Source organism: Lacticaseibacillus yichunensis (assembly GCF_003946405.1).
GTDB lineage: Bacteria > Bacillota > Bacilli > Lactobacillales > Lactobacillaceae > Lacticaseibacillus > Lacticaseibacillus yichunensis.
Genome location: NZ_RHOG01000043.1, coordinates 1 through 18,700, shown reverse-complemented (window position 1 = coordinate 18,700; position 18,700 = coordinate 1). Strand labels below are relative to the sequence as shown.

At 56.7% G+C, this 18,700-nt stretch carries 18 protein-coding genes; 3 read left to right on the top strand and 15 right to left on the bottom strand.

The window, feature by feature from the left end; all coding sequences use genetic code 11:
- Nucleotides 1-455 precede the first annotated feature (455 nt).
- The 3 genes from glmU to purR form a co-directional block, all read right to left on the bottom strand.
- A complete protein-coding gene (gene glmU / locus EKM95_RS10670) occupies nucleotides 456-1,844 on the bottom strand; it encodes a bifunctional UDP-N-acetylglucosamine diphosphorylase/glucosamine-1-phosphate N-acetyltransferase GlmU (protein ID WP_125698294.1) in 1,389 nt (462 codons plus the stop codon).
- Nucleotides 1,845-1,976: 132 nt separating this feature from the next.
- Nucleotides 1,977-3,143 (bottom strand): VanZ family protein, encoded by a 1,167-nt coding sequence (locus tag EKM95_RS10665; protein WP_125698292.1) that lies wholly within the window; start codon nucleotides 3,141-3,143, stop codon nucleotides 1,977-1,979.
- Complete coding sequence (gene purR, locus EKM95_RS10660) at nucleotides 3,143-3,991, bottom strand: pur operon repressor (RefSeq protein WP_125698290.1); 849 nt, start codon at nucleotides 3,989-3,991, stop codon at nucleotides 3,143-3,145. Before purR ends, EKM95_RS10665 begins: the two co-directional genes overlap by 1 nt.
- Nucleotides 3,992-4,210: 219 nt before the next feature.
- On the opposite strand from purR, the gene EKM95_RS10655 reads away from it, so the two are divergent.
- Together EKM95_RS10655 and EKM95_RS10650 are read left to right on the top strand one after the other, a co-directional pair.
- Nucleotides 4,211-4,870 (top strand): ABC transporter ATP-binding protein, encoded by a 660-nt coding sequence (locus tag EKM95_RS10655; RefSeq protein WP_125698288.1) that lies wholly within the window; start codon nucleotides 4,211-4,213, stop codon nucleotides 4,868-4,870.
- Nucleotides 4,860-5,621, top strand: a complete 762-nt coding sequence (locus EKM95_RS10650) for an ABC transporter permease (RefSeq protein ID WP_225423292.1) — start codon at nucleotides 4,860-4,862, stop codon at nucleotides 5,619-5,621. The genes EKM95_RS10655 and EKM95_RS10650 overlap by 11 nt, the downstream gene beginning before the upstream one ends.
- A gap of 567 nt (nucleotides 5,622-6,188) precedes the next feature.
- Here the strand turns inward: EKM95_RS10650 and EKM95_RS10645 are convergent.
- Nucleotides 6,189-8,570 carry an ABC transporter permease gene (locus EKM95_RS10645; RefSeq protein WP_125698284.1) on the bottom strand — a complete coding sequence of 794 codons (2,382 nt, stop codon included), beginning with the start codon at nucleotides 8,568-8,570 and terminating at the stop codon, nucleotides 6,189-6,191.
- 5 nt (nucleotides 8,571-8,575) lie between these two features.
- Nucleotides 8,576-9,241: an ABC transporter ATP-binding protein gene (locus EKM95_RS10640; protein WP_125698282.1), complete on the bottom strand. Its 666-nt coding sequence runs from the start codon at nucleotides 9,239-9,241 to the stop codon at nucleotides 8,576-8,578.
- Between the two features lie 445 nt (nucleotides 9,242-9,686).
- On the opposite strand from EKM95_RS10640, the gene EKM95_RS10635 reads away from it, so the two are divergent.
- Complete coding sequence (locus EKM95_RS10635) at nucleotides 9,687-10,478, top strand: hypothetical protein (RefSeq protein WP_125698280.1); 792 nt, start codon at nucleotides 9,687-9,689, stop codon at nucleotides 10,476-10,478.
- 42 nt (nucleotides 10,479-10,520) lie between these two features.
- Here the strand turns inward: EKM95_RS10635 and EKM95_RS10630 are convergent, their stop codons facing one another.
- The 10 genes from EKM95_RS10630 to EKM95_RS10585 form a co-directional block, all read right to left on the bottom strand.
- Nucleotides 10,521-11,081, bottom strand: coding sequence for a TetR/AcrR family transcriptional regulator (locus EKM95_RS10630; RefSeq protein ID WP_125698278.1), 561 nt, complete (start codon nucleotides 11,079-11,081; stop codon nucleotides 10,521-10,523).
- 19 nt (nucleotides 11,082-11,100) lie between these two features.
- Complete coding sequence (locus tag EKM95_RS10625; RefSeq protein WP_125698276.1) at nucleotides 11,101-12,111, bottom strand: sensor histidine kinase; 1,011 nt, start codon at nucleotides 12,109-12,111, stop codon at nucleotides 11,101-11,103.
- A complete protein-coding gene (locus EKM95_RS10620) occupies nucleotides 12,089-12,745 on the bottom strand; it encodes a response regulator transcription factor (protein ID WP_125698274.1) in 657 nt (218 codons plus the stop codon). Before EKM95_RS10620 ends, EKM95_RS10625 begins: the two co-directional genes overlap by 23 nt.
- Nucleotides 12,746-12,766: 21 nt before the next feature.
- Entirely contained in the window at nucleotides 12,767-12,961 is a 195-nt protein-coding gene (locus tag EKM95_RS10615) for a hypothetical protein (protein ID WP_125698272.1), read from the bottom strand.
- 111 nt (nucleotides 12,962-13,072) lie between these two features.
- Nucleotides 13,073-13,951, bottom strand: a complete 879-nt coding sequence (locus EKM95_RS10610; protein ID WP_125698270.1) for a cation diffusion facilitator family transporter — start codon at nucleotides 13,949-13,951, stop codon at nucleotides 13,073-13,075.
- Nucleotides 13,952-14,125: 174 nt separating this feature from the next.
- Nucleotides 14,126-14,974, bottom strand: coding sequence for a 4-(cytidine 5'-diphospho)-2-C-methyl-D-erythritol kinase (gene ispE, locus EKM95_RS10605; RefSeq protein ID WP_125698268.1), 849 nt, complete (start codon nucleotides 14,972-14,974; stop codon nucleotides 14,126-14,128).
- Between the two features lie 529 nt (nucleotides 14,975-15,503).
- The gene (locus EKM95_RS10600) at nucleotides 15,504-15,755 is read right to left on the bottom strand and encodes a Veg family protein (RefSeq protein WP_125698266.1); all 252 of its coding nucleotides are present in this window, start codon (nucleotides 15,753-15,755) and stop codon (nucleotides 15,504-15,506) included.
- 140 nt (nucleotides 15,756-15,895) lie between these two features.
- Nucleotides 15,896-16,783, bottom strand: coding sequence for a 16S rRNA (adenine(1518)-N(6)/adenine(1519)-N(6))-dimethyltransferase RsmA (rsmA, locus tag EKM95_RS10595; RefSeq protein WP_125698264.1), 888 nt, complete (start codon nucleotides 16,781-16,783; stop codon nucleotides 15,896-15,898).
- Nucleotides 16,776-17,342: a ribonuclease M5 gene (gene rnmV, locus EKM95_RS10590; protein ID WP_125698262.1), complete on the bottom strand. Its 567-nt coding sequence runs from the start codon at nucleotides 17,340-17,342 to the stop codon at nucleotides 16,776-16,778. The genes rsmA and rnmV overlap by 8 nt, the downstream gene beginning before the upstream one ends.
- Nucleotides 17,339-18,118 (bottom strand): TatD family hydrolase, encoded by a 780-nt coding sequence (locus tag EKM95_RS10585; protein WP_125698260.1) that lies wholly within the window; start codon nucleotides 18,116-18,118, stop codon nucleotides 17,339-17,341. The genes rnmV and EKM95_RS10585 overlap by 4 nt, the downstream gene beginning before the upstream one ends.
- Nucleotides 18,119-18,700: the final 582 nt, after the last annotated feature.

Sequence of the window (18,700 nt, the reverse complement as noted above, 5' to 3'; positions counted from 1 at the left end):
GGGAGGTAAAAACCTGAACGAACACCGTCGTTGTGCACTTTAGCAAAACGGCGGTCCAAAAAAATGTCCGCACGCCCTGAGGCGTGCGGCCTTGGACTCCTGGTCCGCGAATTGTGCCCCTTTTGCCGAAAATCTCGATATTTGCGGACCGAGAGTCCTGCTGATTTCGAACGCCCCAGAAGCCGACTTCAACATTGGTGTGATGCTGTCACACGAGTTTGTCCTGACACGTCGAGAATCTGAAAAGCGCATACCCGCAGTACGCTGATCGACATGTTATGAGGCAATATTGCGATATCCACATACCGGGGGTACGCAAGTTTGACGTCCCGACCCCCACCCCCAGAAACCGGTGTGACGCCATCACATTACTTTTCCGCGCTTCCCCTCGTAAGCCAACCCCATAACAAAAAGGCCAGCACCTTGCAGCGCCAGCCTCTTCCAATTCAATATACTTAGTCCCAATCCTTCGAGTTGGCCAGCGGCAGGCGCTGCCAAAAGTCGGGTTTGTTGGTTTGCCGCGCGCGGGCGATCGCCATCGCGTGCTTGGGAATGTCGTCGGTGATTGTGGACCCGGCGGCGATGAAGCTGTGATCCGCCATGTTGACCGGAGCGATGATGTTGGAGTTTGAGCCGATGAAGCTCTTGTCGCCGATCGTGGTGTGGAACTTTTGCACGCCGTCATAGTTGACGAAGACCACACCGCAGCCCACATTGATATCCGTGCCCAGCGTTGCATCGCCCACATAAGTCAGATGGCCGACCTTGGTGCGGGCACCGATCGTTGCGTTTTTGATCTCGACAAAATTGCCCAGATGCGCATTTTCGCCAATCTCCGCTTTCGGCCGCAGATGGGAATTCGGACCGATGTCGGAGCCGCTGTGCATCACCGCGTGCTCGATCGTTGAGGAAACTACATGGACGTTGTCTTCCAGCGTGGCATCGATCAACTCGGAATGTGTGCCGATCACACAATCCTCTCCGATCACCGTGTGCCCTTTGAGGCTGACGCTCGGCTCGATCACGGTGTCGCTACCGATCTGCACATCTGTGTCGATGTAAGTAGTGGCCGGGTCGATCAACGTCACGCCGTCTTGCATATGGCGCGTGTTGATGCGCTGCTGCATCACCTTCGTCGCGGCGGCCAGGGCGATGCGGTCATTGACGCCCATCGACTCCTCGAAGTTGGCCATCTTGTAGGCGGCCACGATCGCGCCTTCTTTTTTCAAGATCTCGATCACGTCGGTCAGGTAATATTCGCCCTGCGCGTTGTGGTTCGTGACCTTGTGCAGCGCCTCGAACAGCGCCTGATTGTCAAAACAGTAGACACCGGTATTGATCTCGGTGATCCGCGCCTCTTCCAAGCTCGCATCTTTTTGCTCAACGATCTTCTCGACAATGCCGAGGTCGTTGCGGACGATGCGGCCATAGCCGGTCGGGTCTGGGGCGGTCGCGGTCAAAATGGTGGCCTTGGCGCCTTTATCTTTATGGTAGGCGAATAATTTTTCAAAAGTGGTGGCGGTCAAAAGCGGCGTGTCGCCACTTGCAATCAGCGTCATCCCCTCTTTGTCACCGAGTAGTGGTTCCGCCTGCAAAACAGCGTGGCCGGTGCCCAGTTGTGATTCCTGAACGACGTATTCTGAGCGGTCGCCCAGCGTTTCCTCGACTGCCTCGGCGCCGTGGCCAACGATCGTCACGACCTTGTCCGGCTGCGTCTTTTCGATCGCCGTCAGGACGTGATCCACCATCGGCTTGCCGCATACAGGATGCAGCACTTTGTATAATTTGCTCTTCATCCGCGTGCCTTTGCCGGCTGCGAGGATGATCGTGTATTTCCCTGCCATTCCAAAACGCTCCCATCTGAAAACTCGTTTTCATCATAGCCCAGCTAGCCGAAAATCGCAACACACGGCGTTTTCCGGTGTAGACCAATACAAAATAGCCCGGCGTCTGGCCGAGCTACTTGTGCGAGACATTTATTTGGCGGAAGACCCCGACTCAGTTCCAACAGGCCGCTCGACCGTGCTGACCTGCGTCGTGCCGGCCCACACATCATGAAAGACCCGCGTGCGCCGCAGCCCGGCCACCAGAATATCCACCAGGAAAAACAGCGTCGCGCCCAGCGTCAGGGCAAACAGTAACCAATCGACCGGCGTCTGATGCATTTTGGAAAATAGTTCGGTGGTGCTCCAGATCAGCCCGCGCAAGGCCCAATACGCGACGCCGTAGAGCAGAAACTCGCGCCACGCCAGCCGCCAAAAGCCGCACGCGGCGCCATCGCGCTTGACGATGCGGATGCGGACCAATTTTTTACCCAACGTCTGCCCGCCTGCCACTGCCGGCCAGAACAGGAAAACGATCAGCAGGGGAATGGTATTGCCCAGCCCCGAGGCGTCGACGAAATCCGACACGTGAAGCAGTTGCGCGACCAGCCCGACCACCATCGTGAAAAGGCCGACCGCGATGACATTGTCGATCAAAAACGCGACGAAGCGGCGCGTGAAGGTAACGCGTTGCCCGCGTTCATAGGCTTTGGCGTCCATTTGCTCACGCGTGGGAAAAAGCCGCATCAACGCCGGCGCCAGCAAGCCGCCCAACAGCCCACCCAGTGAATTCAGCACCAAATCATCCACATCAAACAGCCGATACGGCCGCGGGTAGATGCCATACAACCCGGTCAATTGGGTCAATTCGAAAAACAAGCTAAGCCCAAACGACAACAGGAGCACCCGCTTCAAGGAGCGCTTGAAGTAATAGCGCAGGTACACGCCAAACGGTAAGGTCAACAGCAAATTGAACAGCGGCTGAATCACCACGTTTTGCTTCAAGGCCGCAAGCCACGTGGCCGGCTCGCTCAAGACGAACACGGTCTGCTTGAAAAAGTCGCTGACCACCTTGAATGGCACCAGGTTATAGGTCGGCCCGGTCATTTTCGCCACACTGGCTACGGTGGGCAGCGGCAAGATCACCATGAAATACGCCGTCAGTAAATAGAAGATGAAGGTGTAGATCACAACCGCCCGCCAAAACACGAAACTGCCAAAGCGGCGATATTGGCCGACAAAGACTGGCAGGGCGAGCACCAGCGCCAAAAACGGAAAGATCATCAGCGCCATTTTTACCGGAAACAGATAGGCACTCATTACGCTTTAAAGTGGTCGAAGTGCGCCGCGTTTTTCGCCAGATAATTACCTGGAATGGCATGCAACGTGTTGGCCTTGGTATCCACTTCATCGACGCGAATGATGCTGGTGTAATCCGATACCATCCGGTCGCCGGAGAAGTTGCCCTCAGCGAAAACGGAAATACCGACAAGCTTTGCATCAAACTCCTCGATCAAGCTGCGCATCCCGTTGACGGTGCCGCCGCCCTTCATGAAGTCGTCGACGATCAAGACGCCGGAGTTCGCCGGCAGACTACGCTTGGACAGCTCCATTTTCTCGATGCGGGCACTGCTGGCGGACACATAATTGACGGAAACGGTCGAGCCCTCGGTGATCTTGCTATCGCGCCGCACGATCACAAACGGCACGTTGAGGTACTGACTGACACTTTGCGCGATCGGAATGCCTTTGGTGGCCACGGTCATCACGGCGTCAACATGCTGATCCACGTATTGCGTGGCGATCAGCCGGCCGATCTCGCGCAGGACTTCCGGCGTGCCGAGCAGGTCAGATAGGTAGACGTAACCGCCTGGCAAAAGGCGATCCGTTTCGGACAGGCGCTTGGCCATGCCAGTCACGAATGCTTCGGCCTCTTCCTTGCCGGCCATTGGGATATAGCGCACCCCACCAGCCGCGCCGGGCACCGTTTCAAGCAGACCGGTCTGGCGCTGAGCAAACACGCGGCGGACGATCGCGAGGTCCTCTGAGATCGAGGACTTGGCGCTATCATAACGCCGGGAAAAATAGGTCAGCGGCACCAGGGTATGGGGGCGCTCGAGTAAGTAACGGGTCATGTCGATCAGCCGATCGCTGCGACGAACTTTCATAATGAAGTCTCCTTAACTCCGAATATTTGGATTATCACAACACAAGGTGATTTAATCTTCCCAATTATACGGGATTTGTTTGCAAATTCCTAGATATTTTCTCACATCCGTTTTGATTGTTCGTTTCCCTCGCATAAAATAAGGAAATAAGAAGAATGCTAGCGTTCTCATCACACATTGTTTAGAATGATTATAAAGTAATGAATACGAGGTGCGCACATGGCAATCTTTGATCTGCGGGATGTCGGCTTGACCGTCGGCGACCGCCCAATTTTGCATGATATCTCCTTCACCGTTGAACCTGGGGCGTATTTGACGATTGTCGGGCCATCCGGGGCAGGCAAAAGCACGGTCTTGCGGCTTTTGGCGACGCTTCTGACCCCCACCGCTGGCACCATCACCTACTTAGATCAACCGCAAAGTAGTTTTGACAAGATCGCCTATCGCCGCGAAGTCTCCTACTGTTTTCAACAACCCAGCCTCTTTGGCGAAACGGTCCGCGATAACCTCGCGTTTCCGTTTGAGTTGCGCAGCCGGCCCTTCGATGCGGCCAAGGCGCTTGCGGCACTGAGCGATGTCGACCTGCCCGCCGAAATGCTGGACAAGCCGATCACCGAGCTGTCAGGCGGGGAAAAACAGCGCGTCGCCTTGATTCGCAATCTGCTTTTTCCGCCAAAAGTGTTGTTGCTCGACGAGGTCACGACCGGGCTGGATCACGACACCAAGGCCATCGTCCATCAGCTGATCGAAGCCGGCAACCGCAACGGCATGACCGTGATCGCCGTCACTCATGACGAAGGCGAGATCGCAGTGGCGCACGACCTACTTGCACTGCGCGACGGCACACTGGACAAGGAGGCCATTCGCTGTGACAAATAATCTGATTGTTTCCCCCACCGCTTTGTTATTTGCGGTCGCGCTGGTCGCCATCGCACTCATCATTAATTTTCACGAAAAGATCGGCCTGGAAAAAGAGATGCTGGTCGGCGTCGTGCGCGCGGTGGTTCAGCTCACCGTGGTCGGGTACGTGCTGACCTACATCATCAAAGTCGACCGCGCGCCACTCACGTTTTTGATGATGGCGATCATCATCTTCAACGCCGCGCTCAACGCTCGCAAACGCGCAAACGGGATTCCGCACGCGTTTGCGATCAGCCTGCTGGCGATCACCGTGGCGACCGGCGTGACGATCGTGCTGCTGGTCCTGGCCCATGCGGTGAAATTCACGCCGTCTCAGATCGTACCGATCTCCGGCATGATCGCCTCCAACGCCATGGTCGCGATCGGACTGTGCTATCGCAACATGAACACCAGCTTCCATGATCAGCGGCAGGCCGTACTTGAGCGGCTCGCACTCGGCGCGACCCTCAAGCAGGCCTCGATCGACATCGTCCGCGAAGCGATTCGGACCGGCATGTCGCCGACCATCGACTCGGCGAAAACAGTCGGGCTGGTCTCCCTGCCTGGGATGATGTCCGGCCTGATCTTCGCCGGCGTCGATCCGACCAAGGCGATCATGTATCAGATCATGGTGACCTTCATGTTGCTGGCGGCCACCAGCCTCGGCAGCGTGATTGCCTGTTACCTCGCCTATCCGCGCTACTACAACGAAGATCTCCAGCTACGCTGAAAAGAGGGCGCAGACTGAGGCCCGCACTGGCGCGCCTCGCAAATAGACGATGCCAAGGTATTGGGATATCTTGAGCTTGTGTTATCGCCCGGGTGGGCTCCCGCCAGAAAATGGCTGGAACGCTCCCAAGTGACTTTAAGCCCGCAAAATACGCGGTCTTAAAGCTCACTTTCGGTGTAAGCGGCCAGCCGCTAACACCGACGAGGGGGCTGAGCCATTTCTAGCGGGAACCCACCCTACATCCGGCACTAAATTTCTTCACGGTTAAATGCACGGCTACGTATTTGTCGAAAGATCTGCCTAGCCGTTGTTAGGTCATGCTGCCAATCATAAAATGTGGCTGGCGTGCTATGAGGCAAACCGTGGACACAGCCTCAGTCAGGCTCGTGCCGCGAACGGCTCTTTCACCAATCCGCATTTCCGCTCATCCGCTTTTCCACCCAAAAATCGGCCCGCCCTATTTTGGACGAGCCGATTTTTTTGTCGCGTTGTGGTATTTATTTGGTGGTTCCGCATGCGCTTCTGCTTCGGACATATCGGCTGCCTTGGCTTTCGCTGCCCCGTTTGTTACACGGCCCTGATCAGCTGATCGATATCCTGATGCCGGAGCATTCGCCGCGTCGTGACCGCAAAGGCGAGCCAGATCACAGCTAAGCCAAGCAGCGCAGCCAGGGTTTCTTGCCAAGGAACCAGATAATGGGTCAGGTAGTTGCCATCCATCAACTCGAAAAGCCCCCAAGAGCCTAAATTGCCCAGCAAACTGCCCAGTAGCCCACCTTTGACCAGCAGAATCGCATTTTGCAGGTTCAGCATGCGGTTCAACTGGCGTGGCGTGGTCCCAACCGATTGAAGCGTCGCCAGGCTGCGTTTTTGCTCAAGCAGCGCCGCGAATACGTGGTTAATGATCGTGGCCAGGCTGACCAGCGCCAGCAAACTGATAAACCCGTATGAAATGATCTTAAAAGCCGCTTCGATTGCAAAATTCTGCTCCTGATACGCAATATTATCAGTGATCGACGCGTTTGGAAATTGTGTCTTCAGCGCATCCGTCGCCTCCGCGTGCGTCTTACGCTGAGTCAGTTGAATCGCTGCCCGAGTCGCGGTGCGACTTTGATCATAATTCAGCATCCCCGTCCATTGCTTGAGCAGGCTCTCTGACACAACGATCGTATCCCAACCCGAATTGCTAAGCAGGCGGTTGAGGTCGGGCAGCGACGTCGCCGGGCGGACGGCCATGGGCGCGGTGACCCGAACCTTGCCGCCCTTTTCACCCTCTTGGCGTTCATCCCCCAGCGTGATTTTGCCGTAAAAATCGGGTGCAACTGCCCATTGCAGGCTGTTCTTACCGTTCGCATCGCCAACCTGCATCTTGCGGTTCAAAAAGGTTGGCATGTTGTCGAACGTGCTGGCAAAATCCGCATCAGGCACGGCCACTAGCTCGACTCCGGCACCTTTGAGCCAGTGCGGTCCATTGACCATCAGCATCGTGGTCGACAACACCGTCGTCACGCTTTTTACCGAGGTAGTCTTGTTTGCGGCCTCCTTGACTGCAGCGCGCTGATCCCGCCCGGAAATTTTGAGACTGATATCCGGTGACAGCGCATCGTCCAAATTCGTTGTCGTCGTGTTCATAAATCCCGTCAGCGCAACAAACAACGCCACAGTGAAGGTAAGGAGTGTCAGCATTGTCAGCCGTGCGCTTGCCCGGCGTTCACGCTTCAGCGCCAACTTCACCATTGGCCTATGTGTACGTCTGATCAGCCAGGTATCCTTGAGCCGTCGCTTTGAAAGGTGCGGTGATGTCTCAAGCGCCCGAATCGCAGCGATTGGACTGACTCGGCTTGCACGCATGGCCGGCCGTGACGCCGCCAATAGCGTCACCGCGGCCATGAACAATCCGGCGACCACCAGCGGTAGCCAGTCAGCGCGGAAAATAAAAACAAAACTCGTCTCATTTTTCACCAACAAACGATCGATATAATAAAACGCGATCTTCAAGCCGCCGATGCCAAACACATATCCCAACGGCAAGGCGGCCCCAGCCAAAATCAAACTCTGTTCATAAACCAAATGCCGCAACTGCTTCGGCGTGGTCCCGAGCGAACGCAACAAGCCGTACCGCTCGCGGTGCGCCTTGACTGACAGATTGATGCTCGAATAGATCATGACCAGCGCCACACTGCCGATGATTGCCAAGACGACCAGCACAACGGCGAAGATAGCAGCCTGTCCACGTAGTCCTTCGCTTGCGCCCATGATCATCAACGCGTTTTCGTCGAATTGCACCGCCTTAGCCGGAATACCCGCCTTTTGCGCCAGTGCTCGCATCCGTGAATGAAGATTTGAAAAATCGCGCGGTGCGGCGACCACGGTTCGCCTCCCCGTCAACCGAGGCGTGACCAACACCAGTGCGGGCCCGGAAATTGCGCCTGTCGCATAGGCATTCATTGCCCCAACAACGGTCAGCCGTCGCACGCGGCCCGCGATTTTGAACGTTGCTGTCTCCCCGATCGTATAGCCGTCCCCGATTGCATCCTGTGGCACCACCGCCTCATTTCGAGAAATGGGCAACCGGCCAGTCGACAGAATTGGCGTCACCAAATCTTTCAAGGCCGTGGGTGACAGCTGAAAGGCCGGGACCTGTTCATTGTTATGGCCGTCCATCGTGATCAGATGTGTGGTTCCCAACGTTTGAAGCGCCGATGTCTTCAAAAATTGGTCGCTAGTTGTCAGCACGTCTGCTTTCTCTGCGCTAACATTAGGAAACGTCACCACCATGCCAGCCGAGGACTGGGTATCGCGTTGATACAGACTTGCCTGCACCGAACGCAACCCAACCAAGGTCGCCACAGCCAACGTCGCCGCGATCGTCATCGCCACAATGGTCAAGATCGTCCGAGATTTTTCCTCGCGTAGGCTGCGCAGTGAGAGTTTGGTCAAGATTCCCATGACGCTCACCGCCCTTCCTTCAGGCGGCCGTCCTCGATCGTGATGACGCGCCCAGCCTGCGCGGCGATCGCCGGATCATGCGTGATCACCACGATCGTCTGACCGGACTTCGCATTCGCCTGGTGCAGCAGGTCCATGATCTCCTGCGAATTGCGCTGATCGAGCTTGCCGGTCGGTTCATCCGCCAACACGATTGCCGGCTGCCCGATCAGCGCCCGCCCAATCGCGACGCGCTGTTGCTGGCCACCGGACAACTGGCTCGGCAGGGCGCCCCGTTTTTCTCGTATCCCCAACGTCCCCAAGAGCTCATCCAAGATCGCGGCCGGCACGGTTTTGCCATCCAGCTCAGTTGGCAGGGTGATATTTTCCGCCACCGTCAATTCCGGCATCAAGTTGTAAAATTGATAGATCAAGCCGACCTGGCGCCGCCGAAAAATCGCCAACTGGGTCTCATTTAATTTGTAGATATCCGTGTCGTAAAGCTGCACGCTGCCACTCGTCGGCCGATCGACCCCGCCGAGCAAATGCAACAGCGTCGATTTGCCCGACCCGCTTGGTCCGACGATCGCCAAAAACTCCCCCGCTTCGATCGACAGGCTCACGTCATCCAGCGCCGGGGCATCCTCACCGGGATATTTTTTGGTCAAATGGTCCGCTGTCAAAATTGCCATTTCGTCCACCTCCAAGATAGCCCAAGCATAACGATTCAAAGTGACAGGTAAGTGACGAGGTACGGGTCCAAAAGCGGGGCGTTCATGCCCGGACGGTTAAGCCAGGTTGGTGTTTGACGCAAACTTGGCGTCGAAGTACCGGCCTGGCTTAGCTGCTTCGGACATGCCCCGCGTAGCCTAACTAAAGTGGAAGTGTCCTCCGCTACGATCAGTATCTGGCGGCTTTCATTTGTACTGACTGATCGCAGCGATACGTGCCGCGATGCGGTGAGCTGTGTTCGCCTGGCTCAAGTACCGGATAGCCGGTGACGAGAGAAAACTCAAGATAATCCCCGGACATTTTAAGCGGACTGTCCGGTTGCTTGAACAGTCGCGAACATCTGTCCGTTTTGCCGCGGCGGCCCCTGTTATGCTGAAAATATTCCAAATATCGGAGGCAATGACCATGACAAAATTTCAGATGACGATCACGATCAACGGTGAAATATACACGACGGCGCAGCTCAAACGTTTTAAGTATGAACGGGCGCTGCACGTTTTGCACGAACTGCAGGCGCTCGGTGTGAACCTACCCGCTGAAGACGGGCACGCGTTGACCAGTATCGAGTTGAACTGGCTGGATCCAGATGCCGCAATGGCGCTGCTGGTCAAGGCCCATGAAACGCTAGGCCAGACCGGGACACGTGCTCTGTTCAGCCCGGTGCTCGCGGATTCAGACCGCCGCTGGCACGCATGGAACGAGCGGCCGATCACAACTCAGGGCGTGCGCCTCGGCACGACGCACATCCAAGTGCAAGGCATCGATATCAAGGCTTATCAGGCCCAGATGCAGACCGCCCAAAATGGCGCGACGCCGTTTCAAATCATGCCGGAACATTATTTAGTCTCCGGCGATGTCACAGGTGGACGGCAAACGATCATGGAGACATTCGGCATGCTCGGTGAGCCGACATTGACCTATGGCACAGCCAGCCAGACCATTCCCGTCTATGTCCCGGTCAAAAGGCTTGCCGACCACCCGGCGCTGATGTCAGGCGAGACGTTCCTCGTCGCCGACGATCTCAACATTCATGTCGGTGCGATCCATCAAGTCCAGCCGCTACCGGATGGCCTGGATATCCAGTCGACCTTCTTCTGCCCGCACAACGCGCCGGCCGCGATCGCGGAAGGCCATACGATTCATTTTGCCCTTGAATTGGGTGGCTTGTTCACACTGATTGCTGGACGCACCCACTAAAGCTGTGTCACCGCATTGCCGTCTGTTCGCGGCAATGCTTTTTTAATCCTCTGAAACGCGCGCCAGCTGCAATTGCTGCGCCATATAGGCGGTCAAAAAATCGGCCAGTTCGCTGATCGTGACAGCATCGGCATGCGCCGTCCACCATTGCAAAAGCCGCCACCGCGCGCCATCCAAGGCTTGCCGAAGCAATTGTTGGCGCACACCACTCGTCGTGGAAAAGGCATCAAAAGCCGGGTCGAAGAAACGATCCATTCGCGCCTGGAAATACGGATCGCCGTGCGCGCCGATCAATTTTTGCAAGACTTCAAGATGGGTCTCAAAGTATGCGAGTTTGACGAGCAAAGCGCTTTTGAACCGGGCCGGCTCAGCCAGCAATTGCACACTGACGGACTGTGCCGGGATACCTTCAAGGAGCGCATCTTCCAGCGATTGGAGCACATCTAAAGCGGAATCATAGTGCACGTAAAACGTGCTGCGACTGATGTGTGCCTTGGCGGTCAGCGCACTGACCTTGATCGCATAAAAAGGTCGGTCTGCCAGCGCATCAAGATAAGCCTGCTCGATTCGTGCCTCAACGTCTTTCGGGTCTCTCGCTCGCAACTTTGATCACCCTTTCTTGTCACTTGAACCACTCGATCTGATACTGCACGCCGCCAGTCACGTTTGCAATGGTCAGGCGGCCGTCGCTGGCGGCGATGATGCCTTGGGCGATGGCGAGGCCGATGCCGAGATTGTTGGGGCCAGTTTGGCTACCGCGATAGAAACGCTCGAACAGATGCGGCAGCTCGGCTTCTGGAATCACCGGGCCCTGATTGGTAACGGTCAGCCGCGTCGCGATCGGCGTGGCTGTCGCGTGCAGCGTCAAGGTGCTGTGTGGTGCAGCGTGCTCGAGACTGTTTTTCAGCACATTGATCAGCGCTTCGCGTGTCAGCTGCGCATTCACGTTGACCAGCAGGCTGTCCTCGATCTGCCAGTCCAGCTGCAAGTCGCGATCCGCCAATGGATTGAGCAACAGATTCACCGCACCGCGTACCAAGCCGTTCAGTGGCTGCGACGTCTTTTCCTGGCTCAGCGTGTGGGTGTCCACTCGGGCCAACAGAATCATCTGAGTCACAAGGGCCGCGAGCCGCTGATTTTGCGCAAGCAGTGCGTCGCGGGTCTTGGCGGCATTCGCCTCGTCGAGTAGCTCAAGTAGATTGTCGCTGGCCGCGATCGGCGTGCGCAGCTGATGCGCGATGTCGGTGATCGCCCGGCTGAGCTGCGCCCGGTCGCGCTCAAGATCCGCCCGCAGCGCCGTGGTCCGCCGCACATATTGAAACAGCTGATTGTGCAGGTCCGAAAACAGGCCCTCGTCGTTGAGCGCCATCTGATAATCCGGCTTATCCTTCATCGCATCGGCCAACTGCTGCATGATCGCGGCAAAACGCTGCTGAAGCTGGCGCAGCCATAGCCAGCAAGTCCGCCAGATTGCAAGCACCGCCAAGATGAACAGCCCCAAGAGCTGCCAGCCCGCATCCGGGGCGTAGGAAGAGGCGATGACGCAGACCGCCCCTGCGATGAGGCTCAGCCCAGCGCCAAGGCCCACAATGCTGCGCGTTTCCGGCGCCTCAAGCCAATGTATTTTCGCCATTGATGAAATACCCCATTCCCCGTACCGTCCGAATCAGTGGCGGCTCGCCCGGCTGCTCTAATTTTTCACGCAAGCGGCGCATCGTCACGGTCAGCGTGTTATCCGAGACAAAACTCCCAGAGGCGTCCCACAACGCAAGTAGCTGGTCGCGCGTCAGGAGCTGGCCCTGATGCTGGGCGAGAAAACTGACGAGTCGCCATTCCGTTGCTGATAACGGCACCAATTCACTGCCGCGCCGGACCTCGCCTCGGGCCAAGTCCACGGTCAGCGCCCCCATCGACAAAACGGCTGAGGGTAACAACTTTTCCAGCCGGGCCGCAAGCACACGCAAACTGACCGGCTTGACCACATAATCATCGGCCAACGCCAATCCTGTCAGCATCGCACTTTCCTGATCGTTCGCGGTCACCACCAAGACCCGCCCTGCCAGCAGCGGGCGCCAGGTTTTCAGCCAGGTCAGCCCATCCCCGTCTGGCAAGGTCAGATCCAGCACCACCGCATCCGGCGCGGCTTCGGCGATCGAGGCATCCGCCTCGCCCAGCGTGCCGGCGGTGTCGACCGCCATCTTGCGCCCCAAGAACGTCGCCATGCTTTCGCGCAGGGCGGGCTCATCTTCAACGATCAACACGCGCATCGCGGCCACCTCCGTTCATTTTTAGCAAAAACGCGGCAGCATCGCCCGCCGTCTGTTTTCGATCAAACTTTCCAGCGCATCCAGATCATCCAAGGTCGCCTGGCTGCGAATAAACGTCTCGGCCGCCTGGCGCTGGACGCGGCGCTGTTCCTGCAAATACGCCTCGTCTGCCGAAAGCTCAGCCGGCCGCGACCCATTTTCCTGTCCGTCTGCCATTACGAGTCCTCCTTTGCTGTCGCCAATCAGCGGCACCTTTTTCCCCAAGTCTAGCTGAGTTGGCTGCGACTTGCATTAAAAAAGCGATTCCCGAAAGAATCGCTACCGATCTTAATATGGATTATCCGTCTGTTTGAGTGGCTGGTAATCGCCGTACTCGACTTGGATGGTCACATGCGCGATATCAAACGTGTGGCGCAGATCATGCCCGAGCTGTTCCAAAAATTGGTCGTTGTTGCAGTTCGTGTTGCGCATCACATGCACGGTCAGCGCGACGTCTTTTGTCGAAAGCGCCCAGATGTGTAAGTCGTGGCAGGCCACCACCGTCGGAAAGTCGGTGATCATTTTTTTCACCTTGACCGTATCGATTGCCTTGGGTACCGCCGCCATCGCGAGGTTCATCGCGTCCCGCAGCAGGCCCCATGTGCCGACCAAGACCACGATCGCGACCAGAATCGAGACGATCGGGTCGAGCCACTCCCAGCCCGTCAGGAGGTACAGCCCCCCGGCAAGCACGACGCCCAGCGATACGCCGGCATCCGCGGCCATGTGCATGAACGCGCCGCGAACGTTGAGGTCATGTTGCTGGCCCGCGTGAAAAAGCATGGCCGTTGCCCCATTGATCAAGATGCCGACGCCCGCCACCAACATCACGGTGCCGCCCGCGATCGGCGTCGGGTTCGCGAGCCGCCCGACCGCTTCGACGATGATCGCCCCCATCGCCACCAGCAAAAACACGGCGTTGATCAAGGCGGCCATGATCGACGAACTCTTATAGCCGTATGTGCGTTTCATCGTCGGCTGGCGCCCGGACAACCAATCGGCAAACCACGCGATGCCCAGCCCCAGCACGTCGCTGAGGTTGTGCATCGCGTCGGCGACCAGCGCGATCGAGCCGACCACCACACCAAACGTCACCTCGGCGATGATGTAAAGTGCATTGAGCAAAATGCCCCAGAAAAAAGCCTGATTCGGTTTCGGTTTGATCATTCCTCGAACCTCCTTCATTATCTTCATTCTGGTCAAATAAAAACGCAAAGTCAACGCATCAAAAGTTAGCGTAACCGCCACCGATTAAGGCGTTAGCGCTTACCAACCGGGGCTTTGAGAAACACTTTTTCAATTTCGGGTAAGAAAAAAAGCCCCCGCAAGTCGCGAGAAGCCTTAATGAAGTGGCCGCAGAAGATAGACCTCCTGGCAAAAGCCTTTCATGCTGTTATAAATGCGGTGCGCGCGACTTTCGTTTTGGCACAGGCCAAACACGGTGGGCCCGCTGCCCGACATTTGCGCGACCGCCGCGCCATAGCGGAGGAAGCGGCGCTTGAGTTCCGAGATCTCCGGGTGCCGCGCCGCCGTGACCGGCTCCAAGGCGTTGGCCATGCCGCTGATCATCAAGGGAAAATCCTGCTGGCGAATGCCGGCGACCACCGTGTCCGTTTCCGGGCGGGCGAGGTCATCGCGATAGTCCAGCGCGTTCAAAATCGTGTTGGTCGACACCGACAGACGTGGCTTGGCCAGCACCACCCAAAAATTCGGCAGCGGCCCCAGTGGCTGAACGACTTCCCCGCGTCCGGTGACCAGCGCCGTTTGCGAATAGACGCAAAACGGGACATCGGAATCCACCGCCAAGCCGATCTTCGCGAGCTTCTCCGGCGAATAATTGAGGTGCCAGAGTTGATTGAGCCCGCGCAAAACGGCGGCCGCATCCGATGACCCGCCGCCAAGTCCCGCCGCAACGGGAATATGTTTTTCGATGTAGATCTTCGCGCCGGCATTCACGTGTGCCGCGGCGCGTAATGCCTGCGCCGCCTGGTAGGCCAGGTTGCGCGGGTCTTCGGGTAAAAAGCCGCTGTCTGTGGTGACATGAATCGCGGCGCTTTTGTCGATATGCACGTAATCCGCCAAGTCAACGGATGTCATGACCATTTTCCACTCGTGCTCGCCGCCGGGGTGGCGATAGAGGGCATCCAGGCTGAGGTTGATCTTGGCTGGCGCTTTTTCAATGATCGTCATCGCTTCACCAGCTCGCATTCTATTACTACCAGTATACTGTTTTCCTCGGCGACGTGCACCATGGAAGTCTGGCCACCCTCTATGTGTGAAAAGATAATACATTTGGTCCTGGTCTCGCCCGGTGGGCTCCGGCCAGAAATGGCTGGCGACCGGAGTAGAGCGGACAAGTGACTTTAAGCCCGCAAAGTGCGCGGTCTTAAAGCTCACTTTCGTTGTAAGCGGCAAGCCGCTAACAACGACGAGGGGGCTGAGCCATTTCTGGCCGGAGCCCCCCTACATCCAGCACTGAACGTCTTTTGTCTCAAAGAACTATTCTCACAGTCTCCGAAAGATCCAGGAGCCCATTGTTTTTTGAAAGGTAAGTCATTGAATGTAGCCAGATTACAGAAGGATGTATTGGAGATGTACTAACCAAAATGATTCTCGTTACCGCAAACCATCCTGATGCAGCCACCTGGTTCATTCTTTCCTTTCCCCACGAAAAAACCCGCAGCTTCAACTTCCGCTGCGGGTCAATCGGTATTTAGTTTTAGGAAGCTTTCTCTTCGTCATCAAATGTGATCTGAATTGATTTGGTGAGAAGATCGGCATAACTGTAGGAAACGCGTTCGAATGAGTTCTCGTCTTGGTCGAGTGCGACAACAAAAACGGCCGGGTAAGTTTCTTTGAGCGTGCCGCGCCGGCGGGTCACTTTTTTGCGACCTGCTTGGGCGACGACTGTGACATTTTCACCGATCTTGGAATCGAGTTGCTGCTTGATGCTCGCTAACGTGATTGGCATGCACTTCACCTCTTAGTTAACATCATAACAGATTCGCAAGAAATTTGCAATTATACCATTGCCATGCAAGCCACGCAACAAAAAACGCTCGCAAACCCGCGCCGTGGTCGCTTTTCTTAGCTTTTTCTCATCATTTTGCGTTATCGAACGTTGCGGGCAAAAAGGGCGTTGCTGAGAGCCGCAAATGCCGGAATATCAAGTGTTTCAGCCCGCGTGCTTGCCTCAATATTGCAATCTTGCAGTGCCAAAGAAATTTTTTCTTTGACCGCGTCCGTTTTTCCATACAGGTTGATAAGATTATTCCAAAGTGTTTTCCGGCGGGCCGCAAAGCCGCCGCGGACCAGCTTATCAAAGGATTCCTGATTGGTGACCTCGGCGAGGGGCTGGGCGCGGCGAGTCAAGGTCACGATGGCGGAATCGACATTCGGGGCTGGGACAAAGGACTTGCGGCTGACATCAAACGCCACCGCGACATGCATGTTTTGTTGCACGGCGATGGAAAGGCTGCCGTAATCTTTCGTGCTCGGCCGCGCCGTCAAGCGATCCGCGACTTCTTTTTGCATCATCACGGTCAGACCGGCAAGCGGCAGGTCGCTTTGAAGCAGGTGCATCAGGATCGGGGTCGTGATGTAGTACGGGAGGTTGGCAACCACTTTGAGGCTCGTTGATCCCGGCAATTTTTCCTCGACCAGCGCCGGCAAGTCGAGCTTGAGCACGTCGCCTTCCACCACCTGCACGTTATCATACGGCGCCATGGTGTCGGCCAAAACAGGCAGGAGCTGCGAATCGATCTCGATGGCCAGCACCCGGCCTGCGCTGCCAGCTAAAAATTCGGTGAGCGCGCCGATCCCGGGGCCGATCTCGATCACGTCATCCGCTTCGGTCAGCTGCGCCGCGGTCACGATGCGCGCCAAGACTTTGGGCACGGTCAGAAAATTTTGCCCGAGCCGTTTTTTCAAGCGAAAACCATGGGCCTTCAAAATCGCGCGAGTGCGTTCGGGCGCGGCGATCGGTAATACGTCAGTCATGTGAAGCCTCCTTGTCGAGCTGGGCGAGCGCGTCGGTCAGTTGCGCGCGGGTGATGCCGAATGCCTGCAAGCGATGGACGAGCTGCTTACCATTGGTGTAGCCGATGTGTAGCAGCTCCCCCAGCCGTTCGCGTTTGGCGCGGGACCCGGCGCCGCCAATCAGCCCCGCTGCCTGCAAGTCGCTTTGGTCGAAGAGTTGCGGCGCATCCTCACTCGGCGTCGCCACCGCCTCCAGCGCGGCCTTCAGCGCAGCCGGGCTAGCGTGCTCGACCCCAAGCGAGCCTGGGCCATCCGGGGCTGCCTCGCCTCTTGGCAAAAAAGCGTGCTGAACGCCGGGCACATGAGCGCTGATGGTTTTGCGAATCTTTTCGCCCGGAAAATCCGGATCCGTGAGCACGATCACGCCGCGTGTTTCCTGCGCCTTTTTGATCACATCCAGCGTTTTGTCATCGATGGCGCTGCCGCGCGTTTCGATCGTATCGATCTTGCCGAATGCCTCGGTCAGCCGTTTCGTGTCGTCGCGGCCCTCGACCACGATGATCTGTTTAAATGGACTCAATTGTTCTCCTTTAGGTTAAAAATACGGTGGGCGTTGGCCCGAGTGATCGCGGCGATATGTTCCGGCGTGTCGCCGCGCAAGTTGGCCACGGCCTCTACCACATAGCGGGTGTAGGCTGGCTGGTTCGGCCGCCCGCGGTAAGGCGCCGGGGTGAGATACGGCGCGTCCGTTTCGACCAGCAAGCGGTCTTCAGGAATGACCTGCACGCTTTCGTGTTCCTCAGGCGCATTTTTGAAACTGACAATCCCGGAATAGGAGACATACGCGCCGAGGTCGAGGAACTTCTTGGCCCATTCCCCGTCGCCGGTGAAGCTGTGCATGATGCCACCGATCTGGTCAAAATGCGCTTCCTGCATGATGCGATAAGTGTCGTCGAAGGCCTCGCGGGTGTGAATCGACACGGGAATGTGCAAATCGCGCGCGATGGCGAGCTGCCGGGCAAAAATACGGCGCTGGGTCTCACGCGGGCTAGTGTCCCAATGATAATCCAGCCCGATCTCGCCGAGCGCCACCACTTTTGGATCGGCGAGGTCTTGGATCAGCTGATCCTCTTTGGCTTGATCGTAATCTTTGCTGGATTCGGGATGCCAGCCAATGATCGCGTAGAGGTTAGAAAAGCTGTGCGCCAGGCGCAGGGCCCCGTCATTCAGCGTGGTGTCTGAGCCGACGATCGCCATTTCGGTGACGCCTAGGTCGTGTGCCTGCTGGACGTATTCTGCTTCGTGGCCCAGGTACGGCGTGTCGTTTAGATGGGTATGTGAATCAAAGATCTCCATGTTGTACACCTCATTCGTCTCCTGCCATTATACTTGCCAGCAACCGGGCCGGCAAATCGACCGCAATTCATCAAAGAAAATGTAAACGCCCGGTGGGCTTCGGCCGAAAATTGGCTGGCGACCGGAGTAGAGCGGACAAGTGACTTTGAGCCCGCAAAGGTCGCGGTCTCAAAGCTCACTTTCGTTGTAAGCGGCACAGCCGCTAACAACGACGAGGGGGCTGAGCCATTTTCGGCCGAAGCCCACCTCATATCCAGCACTGCAGATATACAGAGGTGGATTTGCCTTCCCGGTTGTGGAAGATGCTTGGCAGAAATCAAATGACATTTACACATTGATACTTTTTCTAAAATTCGCTTGCTGTCCCCTTCTGCCTATCTCTCACGCGCCATCATGTGGCGCAATTACCCCGGATTCGACACGCAAAAAAATCCGCAAGTCCTTGTCCTGAAAGGCTTTGCGGCTGGTTTTTCGGTTGTGCGCGATTCTTTTCTTCTATTATAATCCTGGATTATTCACCTCGGTATTTGGGACATGAAATCGCATCTGGCCGGTCTGAAAGCAACGTTTGGAGCGTTGCGA